Below are 15,358 nucleotides of genomic sequence, written 5' to 3'. Positions count from 1 at the left end.
GTAGAGTAAGGGTGGTGTATCGCTTCCCTTATTTTCTTTTTCTTTAAGTAAAAAATTTCAGTAAAAAGGTGAATTCCTATGAGTAAAATAGTTATTTTAGCAGAAAAGCCATCCCAAGCTAAGGCTTATTCAGATGCCTTTTCAATAAAGAAAAAAGACAAAACGCATATAGAATTAAACCCATGCAGCACCTTCCCAAGTGGCGCCATAATCACATGGGGCATCGGTCACTTGGTCGAGCTGAAGCAACCCAAAGAATATAAGTCTGAGTGGGGAACATGGCGTTTGTCTTCTTTACCGATTTTACCTGAACGTTATGAATTTAAGGTCGCAACGGGGAAGTATGAACAGTTTAACGCGGTAAAACGCTTATTTAAAGAAGCGGATATCATCATTAACGGATGTGATGTGGATCGTGAAGGTTCGAACATCTTTTATTCGATCTATCATTTGACAGGTGTGAGAGGCAAAACCATCAAACGACTTTGGATAAACTCTCTAGAAGTTGATGAGGTCCGTAAAGGGTTCTCTAACTTACATGATAATGAGAAAGATCTCTTGCTGTATGCCGAAGCGAAAACACGTCAGATTTCTGATTGGCTTGTTGGCATGAACGGAAGCCGCCTTTATACGTTACTTTTACAGCAAAAGGGACTAACGGATAGCTTGAGCATCGGTAGGGTGCAGTCGCCAACAACGTACTTGATCTATCAAAGGCACCTCGAGATTGAGAATTTCGTGGCAAAGCCTTTTTATGAGATTGAAGGGAACTTTACCGCCGCAAACGGAAAGTATAAAGGCAAAGCAAGAATTAAAAGCGAAAAACAAGAGGAAGTACAACAACTGCTGGACAAGCACAACATTACTGGTAAAGATACGGGTATCATTAAAGCCGTTTCGAAAAAAGAAATGAGAATCAAATCACCTAAGTTGCATGCGCTCTCGACGTTGCAGGCAACAGCAAACAGAAGATGGAAATACAGCCCTAAAAAGGTTTTAGATACGGTTCAGAAGTTGTACGATAAGAAAATTCTATCGTATCCAAGAACTGACACCCAGTACATTACAGAGAATGAGTTCGCGTATCTATCTGCTAATCTTGAGTCTTATCAAGATCTCATAGAGAATCGTTTTTCTTCAGCTTCTAAACGACCTAGTAAAAGATATGTAGACTCTTCAAAGGTTCAAGAACACTATGCAATTATTCCGACAAAAAATGTTCCAACCCGAGCAAAAATTCAAGGGTTATCAATTGAAGAGAAAAAGATTTACTTTGAAGTGTTAAACACGACGCTTGCGATGTTTCATCACGATTATGTGTACGAAGAGACAAAAGTAACAACGAGCGTGAATGGTTTAGACTTCGAGTCCGTAGGAAAAACAGAGATCAGTAAGGGATGGAAAGAACTTTTTAACTATGGATCAAAGGACAAAGAAAACCCAAATGCTAATAAAGATGAAAAAGCAGCACAAGCTCTTCCGAAACTTGAAAAAGGGGAAGAAGTGAAAAGTTTCGTCAAAATGAAAGAAGGAATGACTACCCCTCCTAAACCTTATACAGAAGGTCAACTCATCTCAATGATGAAAACGTGTGGTAAGTCGGTTGAGAATGAAGAAGAAAGTGAAATATTAAAAGAGGTAGAAGGCTTAGGTACGGAAGCGACACGAAGTGGAATCATTGAGACCATTAAAAAGCATCAATACATTGAAGTGAAAAAGAATATTGTTCACATTACTGATAAAGGAAAGATTCTGTGTCAGTCGATAGAAGGTAACCTGCTATCGAGTCCATCCATGACGGCCAAATGGGAAACCTATCTAAAGAAAATAGGAAACGGAGATGGGACACCTCAAGCTTTTTTGGGAAGCATCGCAAAGTTTCTTAACAAATTAATTGAAGAAGTACCTGGACAATTGAATGCTGCACCTATTCAGGAGAGTATTGATGGAGTTAAGAATGTGAGTCAGAAACCGATTGCTAGTTGTCCTCGGTGTAAAAAAGGAAAGATCAGCGTAAGTCGTTCCTATTATCGCTGCTCAGAACATGCTAATGGTTGCAAACAAACTTTTCCAGGGAAATTACTTGGTAAGACGATTACGGAAAAACAGGTGAAGGATCTTTGTACGAAAGGGAAAACAAGCCTTATTAAAGGTTTTAAACCAAAAGCGAAAGAAAAGAAAAAGTTTAGTGCGATGTTAATTTTAAAGGAGGATCTAACGGTTGGGTTTGAGTTTGCTAATAATCAGTTTGTGAAGAAGTAAAGATTGATTTTGGTTTAGGAGAGGTAGAAAGTATATTGCTACTTTTGCTCTCTATTAAGTTCATCATAATTTGAAGACTCGTCTGAGACGAGTCTTTTATAAACAGTAAAAATTTATTTTTGGAAAACGGTTGACATTTATGGTACTCAGTCATACAATGTAGAGGTAATAAGTAATACTAAATAGTAAGAGTGATTTCAATTTTTTTTTGCAACGGTACTAAGTCATACTTATTATAAGTCAGATGAAACGAAGGAGGCTCCTGACATCGAAAATTTAACAGAGATGCTAAAAGGTTCACTGGAAGGCTGTGTATTAGAAATTATCAGTCGTCATGAAACCTATGGCTATGAGATTACACGACGCTTAAACGATTTAGGATTTACAGAAGTGGTGGAGGGTACGGTATACACGATCCTTGTACGGTTAGAAAAAAAGAAATTAGTAGACATAGTTAAGAAGCCATCAGATATGGGGCCGCCTCGAAAGTTTTACACGCTTAATGAAGCTGGCAGACAAGAACTTGAATCATTTTGGCGAAAATGGGATTTCGTATCTTCAAAGATTAATTTATTGAAATCACATTAAGCTCATAAAGTGTTTCTTTAGCATTTTGAATGGAAGGGATAAAAAGGAGGAAAGAAATATGTTGGAATGGATTAAAAAGATGATCGGCGATAAGAAAGAATACAAAATGATGATGGCTCGTGTTGAAGCACTTCCAGAGGATTATCAGTTTGTATTTAAAAAGATTCAAAACTATATGTGGAACTTCTCAGCGGGCAACGGCATGGATATGCTACACATTCAGTATGAGTTGATTGATTTGTTTGAAGCGGGAGCAGCTGAAGGGAGACCCGTGCTAGACATTACAGGGGAAGACGTGGCATCTTTCGCAGATGAACTCGTAACAAACGCCAAAACCTATTTTGCTAAATATCGTGAAGATCTGAACCAAAGTATTAAGAAGGAATTAGAAAAAGAGTAACATATATGGCTGAATAGCTTGAAATGGGAACTATTCAGTTAATTTTTTGTTAGGTACTAAGTGATACTTATTATAAGTGTTACTGAATAGTGAAAGTCATAATCTATTAGGAGGAAAATCATGAATCAAACAGCGATTTCTATAAAACGCTTGAAAAAGTCTTTCAAAGATAAGGAAGTTTTAAAAGGAGTAGGTTTTGAGGTGCACAGGGGAGAAATCTTCGCATTGTTAGGATCAAATGGAGCGGGAAAGACGACGATCGTCAACATTCTCTCTACACTAATGAAAGCAGATGAAGGGAAAGCACACATCTGTGGATACGATATCGATCGTCAACCCGATGAAGTTCGCCAGAGCATTAGTTTGACAGGGCAGTTTGCAGCTTTAGACGGAATGCTTACTGGGCGGGAGAACCTGATGATGATCTCTAAATTGAGAGGTGTTCACAACCCAGCTCAAGTAGCAGATCAATTACTTGCAAGATTCAGCTTGACGGAAGCCGCGAACAAACGAGCAGATCAATATTCGGGTGGTATGAAACGAAGGCTGGATATTGCCATGAGTCTGATTGGGACACCGAACGTTATTTTTCTCGACGAACCAACAACGGGACTTGATCCTGAAGCACGTATTGAAGTTTGGAATACAGTGAAGGAACTTGCGAATGGAGGCACGACCATATTACTGACCACACAATACTTGGAAGAAGCCGAGCAGCTCGCAGACCGTATCGCGATATTACATGGTGGAGTAATCATTAAGACCGGAACACTGCAAGAACTGAAAGAGATGTTTCCGCCAGCAAAAGTGGAGTACGTTGAAAAGCAGCCATCGCTCGAGGATATTTTCCTCAACATCATCGGTAAAAAGGAGAGTGTGTAAATGAAAAGTATAACAGGAACTTTATTAGGGCGTTTAATGCGTAATATCATGCGAAGTCCGGATACGATTATCACGGTGGCAATCACACCGATTATGATGATGCTATTGTTCGTCTATGTATTCGGCGGTGCGATAGAGACAGGGACAGACAACTATGTGAATTACTTATTACCGGGAATTTTGCTGATGGCGATCGCATCAGACGTGGCTTATACGTCTGTTCGACTGTTTACAGATGTGAAGAGTGGATTAATGGCTCGTTTTGTAACTATGCCGATTAAACAATCGTCGGTATTGTGGGCACATGTATGTACTTCACTTGTTTCAAATGCCATTACCATCTTGATTGTTATCCTAGTCGCCTTGCTGATGGGTTTTCGTTCTAACGCAGGACTTCTAGATTGGCTTTCTGTAGCGGGAATACTTGGACTATTTACACTAGCACTAACATGGCTCGCCGTTATTCCGGGTTTAACAGCAAGTTCTATGGAAGGAGCAACAGCTTATTCCTACCCGCTCGTATTCCTACCCTTTATCAGTTCAGCATTTGTTCCAACTGAAACAATGCCTAAGCTTGTACGAATCTTTGCTGAGAATCAACCTGTAACATCCATTGTGAACGCAATTCGTGCTCTACTGTATGATGGATCAGTTGGAAATGATATTTGGGTTGCGCTTGCTTGGTGTATCGGAATTATGGTGATTGCTTACTTCTTTGCCAGTAAAAAGTTTAAAGGCCAGTTGGGATAAATGAAGTGAACAATAAAAAGAGACAAAGCGAGTGTTGCTTTGTCTCTTTTGTTATTAGTTTTTAAAAGGAAGGTCATCTTCAGAGGAAGATTGATAGCCATCTCCAACGATATAAATGCTCTGGTTATCAGGATTAGAGACTTTAGTATATAGAACATTTTTCGGAGATAGCACCGTGCTAGCAGTACCCGCTTTTATAATATTTGAACTCGATCCTAGTGTAGGAGAGTATTGGTAATAAACGGTGTCTGTATCAATTTCAAAGTGAAGGTGTGGACCAGTCGAATACATACCTGTATTTCCATAGTTACCTAATCGAGTATCTTTTGTAACACTTTGCCCCTTAGATACGGCAATAGAAGCTAAGTGATTATATCGGAACACAAGATCTTTTGTTGCACCTGTTGAATGGATGTAAGATGCGGGATATTTCACAATGACGGTGTTACCTAAAACGTTATCGTAGCCTGTAGCTAAAACTTTTCCAGTTCCACTCGCCCAAACCGCTCTGCTGCTGTTAGTTGAAGTTAAATCCCATCCATAATGTTTGAAGCCAAATTTCTGCTGATAGTTAGCATTCAAAAAACCAGCGGTAATATACGCGTTGTTGATTGGTTGAATCAACTTTTGAGCTGCAGACGCAAACGATGGAGCAACGAGCACGAGTGAAAAAATAAACACAGTGAATAGACTAAGAAACTTTTTCATAATAACTCTCCTCCTCTTAATGTGTTCCAATATAATGCAGAAAAGGTAATATGTATATGGAAATCAGAAACATTGGAAAAAAATGATAATGTCTTACTATAGAAGTAATTTTGGAAAGTGAACTTTTAGTAGTTTTTGTGTGAATCTATTTAACTAGATAAGTATTTTAAAATAGGATGGATAGCTTTGAATGTATTTAGCTTTAAGAAGGGAACTTTCATTTCAGAAAAGGTTTAAAAGTGGTTCGATCGAATATAACTTATGAGCCAAAATGAACATCGGAGGAATTGATTATGAAGGTTAATAGAATCGATCATGTGAGTATAAACGTAAACAAACTTTCAGAAGCGAAAGCATTCTTCCTTGAAATAGGACTTGAAGTGAAAGCGGAATGGGAAATGCAAGGAAATCAGTTGGACAGGCTTGTTGGACTTGAAAATGTAAAAACTGAATGTGTAGAATTAGGAATGCCTGATGGTAAGACCTGGATAGAGCTAGTCAAATTTCATACGCCATCAGATGATTCAGATACTCAACAACCTTATGCAAATACGCTAGGCATCCGACATATTTGCTTTGCGGTTGAGAATCTAGAGGCGATTGTTGCTATATTGGAAAAGAAGGGCATGGAAACTTTTAGTGAGATCGAGCAATACGAGATTAGCTATAAACTTTGCTACGTTCGTGGTCCAGAAGGAATAATTCTAGAGTTAGCGGAGAAAATCGGATAATTAAAACGACTAGGATATCGTTCTCAATGTTCTTCGATTAAAATTAACTGACCTTAAGAAATTTAGTCTAATAGTAATTAGCAAAGATCAAACCTCGCATGGTAAAATAAGGAACAACATATGAATGAGAGGGAATGCTAGCTATGTCGTATATGATTCAATTTGTTTTATCAATCTTAGTATTTTTATTTTCAACGTTCTCAGCATGGTATGAAGGAAGTGAATTAAGAGATACACAGTGGGAATGGAAGTACTCGGCTATTTTTTCAACATGGAAACATGGAGCTGTAACAAATGTATCTGATATCTCAGGATTGGATCATTTCATCTACGCAGCAAAATTTAAACCAGTATTCCCCATACTCATGACAATTAGCTTGTTGTATATGCTTGTATTAATTGCTACATGGCTTTTAAAAAATCAAACGAACAAACTGAGCTTATTTTTCGGCATACTGGGACTTACACTATTTTTAGCCAGTTCGTTAACGTTTAGATCCCCTACTATGGGTCTGGAATGGTTTACTTGGCTGTTTCTACTAGCTGGAATGTCGAGTAGCATCGTTGCAGTAATGTTGAGAATAAAATTCACATCGAATAATCAAGAGGTATATTAAGCGCGAATAATTACTAAATGATTGCATTTCTTCGAGAAGAGGAAGTGCATTTTTTTATAACTAATGAACTAATTAACTTCCGCTGTGTTATTTAGTGTGATGTTCATAAAAAGTATGAAAAAAATAGATAGATTAGCAAATAATATCAAAAATTCATTTACACCTTCTATTATGATAATAGTGAGGTGAGCAGGATGTATAGTGAAGTCACGAAGGAGACCATTCGTTACATTGAAGAACATTTACAAGATGACTGGTTCCTAGAACATTATGCAAATAAAGTAGGGTATTCGAAATTTCATCTATCGCGGATCTTTAAGAAAGAAACGGGCCAAACGTTAAGTGAGTATGTTCGTAAGCGGCGTTTAGCGATAGCAGCCATGTACCTTCTCTATTCGGATGAGTCCATTTTACACATCGCATTTTCATTACAGTTTCAATCACAAGAAGCTTTCACACGTTCATTTAAAGAACTGTACAACATGCCACCGGGAAAATATCGAAAACTGATGAGAACCATTAGTGGGATGGAGGAAAATGAAATGAACCAAACAACAACAGTAAAAGGGTGGATGTTGAGCGGATCGCATCCAAGTGATTATTGCATGGAATCGGATGATAAGGTATTCCATACTGGAACCAAATCAGGTCTTTTATATTCAACAGGGGATATGGGAGAAGGACAATTTGGTACGATGATGCAAAGTATTTCAGCAGAACGATTCAGAGGAAAAAGAATTAAGATGTCGTGCTATTTAAAAACGGAGGATGTAACAAAGTGTGGAGCATGGTTTCGCGTAGACAATCAATCAGGGGATGTTGTTCAATTTGACAATATGGACAACCGGTCAATTTCAGGAACCTCTGATTGGAACTATTATAAAGTGGTACTCGATGTTCCTGCTGAAAGTGCGTCTATGCATTTTGGGGTGCTTTTAGCCGGACAAGGGAAAGTATGGGCAGACGGATTTCAGTTTGTAGAAGTAGATGAATCAGAGCCAACTACCAATATGATGGGATCTGAGAATTTACCAGATCAACCGATAAATTTAGGATTTGATGAATAAGGATTAGTGAAGTGTTTTAATGAAAAAAGACTCGCCATTGACGAGTCTTTTTTCTCATCTATCTTTTTTCATAACCTTCCAAAATTCTTTAGCGATCACCTTATATCCCTTCACATTTAAATGGTTATCTTCAGGGTTAGGCATGTATTTTTCAAACTCAGGATCGATGACATATGCAGTAGGGACATATGTATCACCGTTTTCTATAGCTCGAACTTCAATTTCATGATTCAAGGTATCAGAAAGGGGAACAAGGAAATTCTGAACTTCTTTTGGATAATAAGCAAAAGGATTGTAATAGCCCATGACATAGACGTTTGCTTTTGGGTTTAACTCGTCAATCATTTGTAGAATATCGTTTAAATTTGAACTTGCTGCATCAATTCCTTGTTGTGCGGTTGATGGGTCAGATAGTAGTTTTTGAAACAGATCGTTGGCTCCAATCGTAATCGTAATATGAGTAGCCTCACGAAGTTCGTTACGAATAGTAGAGTTATTTTCAACATCGTCCTTCAATTGTTCTGAGCTATAACCTGAAACTGAAAAATTGTCATAGTCTTTTAGTTTAGTGTTTGAGCGCTGGAACATATCTTTTAGCATATCCGGATAACTTTCATCATAGTTACCATAAGGCGTCATCCCAGCAGGTATGGAATCACCTAACGCAACATACTCCACCTTTTTCTGTTTAGATGGGTGAGCCCAAGTAGCTGAACCGCTGGAGAATAATAGCCCGACTGTAATCAAACTAACCATGCTTTTCTTCATCTAATCCCTCTTTTCATAAATTTGTACTTTTCCATTTCATTATAGAAGCAGTATTGTTGGGTATCCTGTCATTCCGTGCTTTTAACGAACTGGTATGAAAAGAGAATAATAGCAGGTTAACAAAGCAGAGGAGCGAAGTTATATTTTATCAATCTTTTCGAGCAATATTATAGAGGTGGTTTAGTATGGAGTGGCTGAATCGGATGGAAGAAGCTTTAGATTACATAGAGAGTATGATGGAGGAACCATTAAATATCAACGCGATTGCGAAGGTAGCGTATTCTTCACCTTTCCATTTTCAACGAATGTTTTTTATGATTTCTGGAATGACAGTTGCGGAATATGTACGGAAACGAAAGCTGACCTTAGCTGCTCAAGAACTGGCTGTTTCTCCCTCCAAAGTGATCGATGTAGCATTGAAATACGGGTACAAAACCCCAGAATCGTTTTCTAAGGCATTTCGGAAAATCCATGGTATCTCACCATCTGAAGCTCGTCAATCGGGTGTATCACTGAAAGCATTCCCACGCATCTCGTTCCAACTTACCGTTTCTGGAGATCGTGAACTGGATTATTTAATTGAGGAAAAAGAATCTTTCATAGTTTTCGGAAAAACGACTACTCTAACTTGTGGAAACGAAGGTCGAACACGACAAGATTTCTGGGGAGAGTGTAGGCGGGATGGAACGATAGATGATATCAATCAAGAGTCTATTAGTAACTCTTTACTTGGTCTAACATTAAACTTTGATGAGGACTTTACATATATGATTGGCAGAAAGGAAGAAGTAGTAACCTCTTCTGAAAGATTGACAGTTAAGAGAATCCCCTCTACTACATGGGCTGTTTTTCCTTGCCATGGCTCACTTCCTGAAGCTATACAGAGTGGATTTCATCGAATCTATCGGGAGTGGTTTCCGGCAACGGACTACCAACATGCTGGATTGCCAGAGATTGAGGTTTACTTTGTAGGGGAGTCTGGGAGAAGTGCTGAAATCTGGATTCCAATTGTAAGAAGGTAATTAGAGAAAAATATAAACCTCTTATATATTATGTACGTCTAGCCTAACTTCAAATAGTTAGGCAATTTGTTTTTAGCCAATTCTTTTTTTGTCTTGTGGAGTCTTGCGGATTTTTTTGTCAGCAAATAATCCGTCTAATAGACTTAAGAAATTACGCATAAAAGACACCCCATATCTTTGTAGTGCATTTTATAGAGACGTTACACTCTCTATGTAGTAGATTATGAAAGGAGTTCTCTAGTTGATTGGACACTATGCAACAAAAGGCGTTTAAGGCTAGATAAACTCTAGTAAATTGTACAAACCTTTTCATAGATTCCATCATATGATGAATAATAGGGGTGATGAAAATGGTGAAAATCTTTATTGATCCAGGTCATGGAGGAACTGATCCTGGAGGGGTTGCTAATAACCTCACAGAAAAGGCACTTACTTTAAAAATTGGACTTCGTATAAGAGATATTTTACTTGCTGAATATAGCAATGTTTCCGTTTTGATGAGCAGGACATCAGATGTAACAAAGTCATTAACAGAACGAACCGATGCTGCAAACGCATGGGGAGCTGATTTCTTTTTATCCGTTCATACCAATGCAGGCGGTGGAACAGGGTATGAAGATTACGTCTATCCAGGTTCCATAGCACCTACAACGACGTATCAAGATAATATCCATGCGGAAATTTTAAAACTTGTGAATTTTAGTGATCGTGGGCAAAAGACAGCAGACTTTCATGTATTGCGTGAATCAAATATGCCTGCTCTGTTAACAGAGAATGGGTTTATAGATAATGTGAATGATGCAAATAAGTTGAAAACAACGTCATTTATTGAAAGTATTGCGCGAGGACATGTAAATGGGATTGTGAAGAGCTTCAATCTTCCTAAAAAAGCAATTTATCACACTGTAGTGAGTGGAGATACGGTTTATTCTCTTAGCCAACAATACGGAAGCACGATTCAACAAATCAAAAGCTGGAACAATCTAGATAGTAACTACAGCATATTTCCAGGTCAAATCTTAAGAGTAAAGTAATACCAAGTACACCGCTTTTAAAGTGTACTTGGTATTTTTTTGAACGCTTTAAGCCAATTTTATTCCTTTTCGGTATGCTTCCAAAAATGCGAATGCCAAAAACGTAAAGGCACCCCATAAGATCCATGCTGCACCAAAACTGATCTGATCTGAATTCGTACCATAAACCCAAGTTCCCCAAGTTAGAACAATTCCATCAAAGAATGTAGCTGTTGCAAGACCTAAACCGATTCCAGGAACAATTTGTAGGGGCTTAAGATCTGCACCTTTCACGATAAGTAAAACAGAAAACCAAGATACTGGTAAAGCAAGAGCGAAAGAAATCAGACTGCCCGTATGGCCAAATAAACCCATGGAATACCCAAATTTAACAGCCATTGCACCACTGAACCAAAATATAATTCCGAATGCGAATAAAATTGCTGTTTGTTTTTTACTGAAAAAACGTGGTGATTCTAAATCGCTAACTTCTGCAACTTCACTATTCTTCATTTATTAGATCCCTCCCATTTTCACAAAAATGTAGCACTTGCTACATAATTAAAATGTAGCATATACTACATAAAAAATGCAACGAGGAAAATGTGATGAAAAAAGGCGAATTACGAAAACAAGAGATTCAAGAAAAAATGGCGAACCATATTCTCATAAACGGTCTTCAGTCAGGAAGCTTAAGAAGTTTAGCACAGGCTGCAGGGACGAGTGACAGAATGCTGCTTCATTATTATCAAGACAAAGAAGAGCTAATGACAGAAGTGTTAACCCAGATATCTGATAACCTGATTACTATTCTTGAACAGGCGCAAACAGTTCCTATTCCTTTTAATCAATTAGTACCGCATCTTTACCAATTGATCAAAAACCCTGTCGTGAAACCCTACATTCAGCTCTGGCTCGAGTTAATTGCACGAGCTTCGAAAAAAGAAGAGCCTTATTATCCAATTGCCAAACAGATCGGGAATATTTTTATCCAATACTGTTCTGAACTCATTCAAGCTGACGATGAAGAAAAAGAGAAACTAGCACCTTTAACGTTCATTATAGTAGAAGGAATTGCTATGCTTGATGCGATTGATTTTGAGCCTAATATTAATAAAGCATTAGAAGGATTTTCTGATTTTCAAAAATAGTTGTCCGTGTAGTGAGCGTAATTGATTCCTGTTTGATGAATGGAGGATTCTTGAGCTTGAATAAATTAGAGAGAATTCGTCAAGAAGAAAAAGAATACCATGATTATTGTTATGACAATTATAAACTGTTCGAAAAAGGTTCATGGCTTAATAGACCTGTAAGAACAGTCATGGAGTTAGTTCCTATTTTGAGTGGATTGCAAGATATTCAGATATTAGATTTAGGCTGTGGAGTGGGGAGAAATAGTATTCCATTAGCTCAGGCGTTTATAGAACAAGGTGTTGAAATTGATTGTGTCGACTTCCTAGACTCTGCACTTGAAAAACTAGAACAATATAGCAAAGAGTTTGAAGTATTGGATCATATCACGCCTATTAATGCAGACATAAGCACATATGAAATCAAAGAAGATGCATATGATTTGATCGTAGCTGTTTCAAGTCTAGAACATGCTGATTCTGTTGAATCTTTAAGGACGGTTCTTCAACGAATGGAAAAAGGAACTCGTAACGGTGGGGTAAATTGCTTGATTGTAAACTCCGAAGTCACAGAGACTGATCTAGAAACTCAAACACCACTAGAAGCTCTTATTGAAATTAACATGAATACGAATGATATGAGCAAATTGCTTAAGAATTCCTATCCTAACTGGGAAATTTTAAAAGCAGTCATAAATCCGTTAAGTTTTAAAATCGTACGTAATCTAAGACCTGTCCTTCTTACGACTAATGCCATAACCTATGTCGTAATGAAAAAATCTGTTTAAAGCTTGCAGGGAATTTTCCTGCAAGCTTTTATTTTGGGAAAAAGTTATAGGATTCTTGCCTCATGACAAATACAAAAAATCGTATTTTTGCATTTTGTTCTTTTAAATTAGTTCTATTTACTCAATAAATTAACCCAACCCAAATCCCCTTCCTATTTTTAGAAGTTTTTGAGATGATTAATTCAGTCATAAAAAACATAATTTACCAAGTGTGGCAACTTTAATACAGAATGTAATAATCCGCTTGGAATGAAAGGGAAGGTAGAACAAATGAAAAGCACGGGGATCGTAAGAAAAGTGGATGAGTTAGGAAGAATCGTTATTCCGATTGAATTGCGCCGAATGATGGATCTAGACATTAAGGATGGCATAGAGATATTTGTAGAAGATGACCGTATTATTTTAAAGAAATACATAGCTAATAACTCTTGTGTGATTACAGGAGAAGTGACAGATCAAAATTCCACGTATGCAGGCGGAAAGTTCGTACTTAGTCCGAACGGTGCAAGAGCACTTTTAGAAGAACTAGAATTAAAGTTTTAAGTGTGGAGGAACACCAGTGACAAGAGAGCATGCAAGAACCGTTTATCTCCTGTCAGGACCTGCAGGAGTCGGGAAATCAACAACTTCAACTGAACTTGTAAAAAGTTTACCCGAAAGCGCCTACCTCTCGGGTGATGATATCAGTCATATGCACATTAATGGAAGAGAGAAGCCCTGGGAAAGTGAACAGGAGCATGATTTGATCTGGAATAACATTCTTCAACTTACAAGGAACTTCATTGATTATGGCTGTGACGTTGTGATTGATTACATCATCTTTCCCAAGGATGTTGAATGGTTAAGAGAACAGTTGAGTGATTTCGGCGTTACGATCAAATACGTTGTTCTTTGGGCAGATAAGGATACGTTGGTAAAAAGAGATGCGTTGCGCAATGACGAAGATCGAATGGGTGAAAGGTGTTTGATTCTTTTTCATGAGTTTTTGAAATCAGACTTAGATTCTAAACATCTTCTTCATACAAGTCTCCTAACTACTGATGACATGCAACAAGTCATTCAGGAAATAAAGACTGAAGACCGGTTGATACACATATAAAAAACATGCAACCAGAGAAGCTGCATGTTTTTAAGTGGAAAGTCGTGCGGAAGATCCTTATTTTTTAAATAGTTGTACCCAAGCTCCCTCAAAATAACCTACTCCGATGGAGTCGTAGTTAGAGCTTAAAATGTTTTGGCGGTGACCAGGACTATTCATCCAATCTGTCATTACTGCTTGTGGTGAAGTTTGGCCTTGTGCAATGTTCTCACCTGCTGCTGTGTATTCGATTCCAAAGCTTCGCATCATGTCAAACGGAGATCCGTAAGTAGGTGAGTTATGATCGAAATAGTTATTCTGGATCATGTCTTTAGCTTTTGCCAAAGCAACATTGCTAAGTTCAGCATCAAGTGTTAATGGGGCAAGGCCGGCTTTTTGACGCTCTGCATTCACAAGCTGTGAAACCTGTGTAGCAGTTGAACCGACTGCAGGTTGTGCTGGAGCTGTGGATTTTGGTGCTGGCTGTTGTTTGGCAACAGAAGCTGGCAGCTCGATCACTTGTCCAGGATAAACCCAATTGATCTCTTTGATCTGTGGGTTTGCCTGTTGGATTGCCCATAAACTAACATTTGACGCCGAAGCGATTTTGTTAAGAGTCTCTCCAATTACTACTTTGTGTAGATTTGAAGACGATGGAATATATAACGTTTGACCAGTATAGATGCTATGGCTCGTCAATCGATTCATTCCGATAACATTTGATACGCTTACATTTTTATGCTGTGCGATCTTCCACAGTGTGTCATTTTGCTGAACCGTATATGGTGTTGAAGCGTGTGCTGCAGTTGTCATCACGAGAAAAGCAGCCAGTGATAAAGATAGTATTTTTAAACGCATAAAATCCCCCGTATATTCAGTTCCCCCAACGACTTTCACTATTTAAATGTTCACATAATTTTGACCGCGAAACAACTGGGAATCAGAGAAAAAATTTGTAAATAATTGTATGTAAAAGGGTTTTCGTGTCAGGAAGTCGAAGTAGTCGTCTAACAACTATCAGAAAGGGTGGATACGATGAATCTGCACCAAGCAGCAATGGATGGGAATTTAACGGTTGTTGAGGAACTTTTGAAAAACGAAGAAACAAGCATAAACGGACTCAGTGAAGGATGGTCACCTCTTCATTTGGCCGCACATTTTGGACATATCGAGATTGTGAGACTGTTGCTTGATCAAGGAGCTGATGTTCATGTGAAGTCAGGAAACAACATGGCGAACACACCGCTTCATGCCGCGGCAGCAAATATGAAAAATCGCCAAGAGATGATGAGTCTCTTACTATCGCACGGAGCTAATATTAACGAAAAACAGAGCGGAGGCTGGACGATTCTACATCAAGCCGCTCAGCATAACGATCCTGAGATGATCGCCTATTTTGTTGAAAAAGGAGCAGATCCTTACCTCGCCAAAGAAGATGGAAAAACAGCCCTTGAATTGGCTGAAGATGAAGAAGCGCATGAGGCAGCTGACATTTTGAGAAACAGTACACTGAATAAAATCTAAAATACAGGACGTGTCCTGTATTTTTCTTTT

The 15,358-nt window shown here is 38.2% G+C and carries 19 protein-coding genes; 15 read left to right on the top strand and 4 right to left on the bottom strand.

From position 1 onward, the window contains the following. Positions 1-78: 78 nt before the first annotated feature. The 5 genes from I5J82_RS08715 to I5J82_RS08695 all read left to right on the top strand — a co-directional run bounded on the left by I5J82_RS08715 (position 79) and on the right by I5J82_RS08695 (position 4,882). The gene (locus tag I5J82_RS08715) at positions 79-2,262 is read left to right on the top strand and encodes a type IA DNA topoisomerase (protein ID WP_198767539.1); all 2,184 of its coding nucleotides are present in this window, start codon (positions 79-81) and stop codon (positions 2,260-2,262) included. A 267-nt stretch (positions 2,263-2,529) separates the two neighbouring features. Further along, a complete protein-coding gene (locus I5J82_RS08710) occupies positions 2,530-2,850 on the top strand; it encodes a PadR family transcriptional regulator (protein WP_198768957.1) in 321 nt (106 codons plus the stop codon). A 58-nt stretch (positions 2,851-2,908) separates the two neighbouring features. Beyond that, positions 2,909-3,250 carry a DUF1048 domain-containing protein gene (locus I5J82_RS08705; protein ID WP_198767538.1) on the top strand — a complete coding sequence of 114 codons (342 nt, stop codon included), beginning with the start codon at positions 2,909-2,911 and terminating at the stop codon, positions 3,248-3,250. Positions 3,251-3,370: 120 nt separating this feature from the next. After that, the gene (locus I5J82_RS08700) at positions 3,371-4,132 is read left to right on the top strand and encodes an ABC transporter ATP-binding protein (RefSeq protein WP_198767537.1); all 762 of its coding nucleotides are present in this window, start codon (positions 3,371-3,373) and stop codon (positions 4,130-4,132) included. Then, a complete protein-coding gene (locus I5J82_RS08695; RefSeq protein ID WP_198767536.1) occupies positions 4,133-4,882 on the top strand; it encodes an ABC transporter permease in 750 nt (249 codons plus the stop codon). A gap of 54 nt (positions 4,883-4,936) precedes the next feature. Here I5J82_RS08695 and I5J82_RS08690 read toward each other — a convergent pair whose 3' ends face one another. Next, positions 4,937-5,590: a M23 family metallopeptidase gene (locus tag I5J82_RS08690; protein WP_198767535.1), complete on the bottom strand. Its 654-nt coding sequence runs from the start codon at positions 5,588-5,590 to the stop codon at positions 4,937-4,939. A gap of 293 nt (positions 5,591-5,883) precedes the next feature. Between I5J82_RS08690 and I5J82_RS08685 the strand changes: the two genes are divergently transcribed. From I5J82_RS08685 to I5J82_RS08675, 3 genes are all read left to right on the top strand, one after another. Further along, on the top strand, positions 5,884-6,321 hold the full coding sequence (locus I5J82_RS08685; protein ID WP_198767534.1) for a VOC family protein: 438 nt from the start codon (positions 5,884-5,886) through the stop codon (positions 6,319-6,321). A gap of 143 nt (positions 6,322-6,464) precedes the next feature. Further along, positions 6,465-6,938 carry a YjdJ family protein gene (locus I5J82_RS08680; RefSeq protein WP_198767533.1) on the top strand — a complete coding sequence of 158 codons (474 nt, stop codon included), beginning with the start codon at positions 6,465-6,467 and terminating at the stop codon, positions 6,936-6,938. 194 nt (positions 6,939-7,132) lie between these two features. Continuing rightward, complete coding sequence (locus I5J82_RS08675) at positions 7,133-8,005, top strand: helix-turn-helix transcriptional regulator (RefSeq protein WP_198767532.1); 873 nt, start codon at positions 7,133-7,135, stop codon at positions 8,003-8,005. A 54-nt stretch (positions 8,006-8,059) separates the two neighbouring features. Here I5J82_RS08675 and I5J82_RS08670 read toward each other — a convergent pair whose 3' ends face one another. Then, the gene (locus tag I5J82_RS08670) at positions 8,060-8,773 is read right to left on the bottom strand and encodes an SGNH/GDSL hydrolase family protein (RefSeq protein ID WP_198767531.1); all 714 of its coding nucleotides are present in this window, start codon (positions 8,771-8,773) and stop codon (positions 8,060-8,062) included. Between the two features lie 185 nt (positions 8,774-8,958). Between I5J82_RS08670 and I5J82_RS08665 the strand changes: the two genes are divergently transcribed. Next, positions 8,959-9,795 (top strand): AraC family transcriptional regulator, encoded by an 837-nt coding sequence (locus I5J82_RS08665; RefSeq protein WP_198767530.1) that lies wholly within the window; start codon positions 8,959-8,961, stop codon positions 9,793-9,795. Positions 9,796-10,145: 350 nt separating this feature from the next. Continuing rightward, positions 10,146-10,829: an N-acetylmuramoyl-L-alanine amidase gene (locus tag I5J82_RS08660; protein ID WP_198767529.1), complete on the top strand. Its 684-nt coding sequence runs from the start codon at positions 10,146-10,148 to the stop codon at positions 10,827-10,829. A gap of 48 nt (positions 10,830-10,877) precedes the next feature. On the opposite strand, the gene I5J82_RS08655 is transcribed toward I5J82_RS08660, so the two are convergent. Beyond that, complete coding sequence (locus I5J82_RS08655) at positions 10,878-11,321, bottom strand: hypothetical protein (RefSeq protein WP_198767528.1); 444 nt, start codon at positions 11,319-11,321, stop codon at positions 10,878-10,880. A 95-nt stretch (positions 11,322-11,416) separates the two neighbouring features. On the opposite strand from I5J82_RS08655, the gene I5J82_RS08650 reads away from it, so the two are divergent. From I5J82_RS08650 to I5J82_RS08635, 4 genes are all read left to right on the top strand, one after another. Beyond that, a complete protein-coding gene (locus I5J82_RS08650; protein ID WP_198767527.1) occupies positions 11,417-11,959 on the top strand; it encodes a TetR/AcrR family transcriptional regulator in 543 nt (180 codons plus the stop codon). A 56-nt stretch (positions 11,960-12,015) separates the two neighbouring features. Beyond that, positions 12,016-12,726: a class I SAM-dependent methyltransferase gene (locus I5J82_RS08645; protein ID WP_198767526.1), complete on the top strand. Its 711-nt coding sequence runs from the start codon at positions 12,016-12,018 to the stop codon at positions 12,724-12,726. 270 nt (positions 12,727-12,996) lie between these two features. After that, positions 12,997-13,269 carry an AbrB/MazE/SpoVT family DNA-binding domain-containing protein gene (locus I5J82_RS08640; RefSeq protein WP_198767525.1) on the top strand — a complete coding sequence of 91 codons (273 nt, stop codon included), beginning with the start codon at positions 12,997-12,999 and terminating at the stop codon, positions 13,267-13,269. A 16-nt stretch (positions 13,270-13,285) separates the two neighbouring features. Continuing rightward, the gene (locus I5J82_RS08635) at positions 13,286-13,825 is read left to right on the top strand and encodes a P-loop nucleotide/nucleoside kinase family protein (RefSeq protein ID WP_198767524.1); all 540 of its coding nucleotides are present in this window, start codon (positions 13,286-13,288) and stop codon (positions 13,823-13,825) included. Positions 13,826-13,882: 57 nt separating this feature from the next. Here the strand turns inward: I5J82_RS08635 and I5J82_RS08630 are convergent, their stop codons facing one another. Further along, on the bottom strand, positions 13,883-14,662 hold the full coding sequence (locus I5J82_RS08630) for a LysM peptidoglycan-binding domain-containing protein (RefSeq protein WP_233096435.1): 780 nt from the start codon (positions 14,660-14,662) through the stop codon (positions 13,883-13,885). A gap of 177 nt (positions 14,663-14,839) precedes the next feature. Between I5J82_RS08630 and I5J82_RS08625 the strand changes: the two genes are divergently transcribed. Then, positions 14,840-15,328 (top strand): ankyrin repeat domain-containing protein, encoded by a 489-nt coding sequence (locus I5J82_RS08625; RefSeq protein ID WP_198767523.1) that lies wholly within the window; start codon positions 14,840-14,842, stop codon positions 15,326-15,328. Positions 15,329-15,358: the final 30 nt, after the last annotated feature.

Source organism: Fictibacillus halophilus (assembly GCF_016401385.1).
Taxonomy (GTDB): Bacteria; Bacillota; Bacilli; order Bacillales; family Fictibacillaceae; genus Fictibacillus; species Fictibacillus halophilus.
The sequence above is the reverse complement of the archived record's forward strand: the minus strand, read 5'-3'. Positions and strand labels throughout refer to the sequence as shown.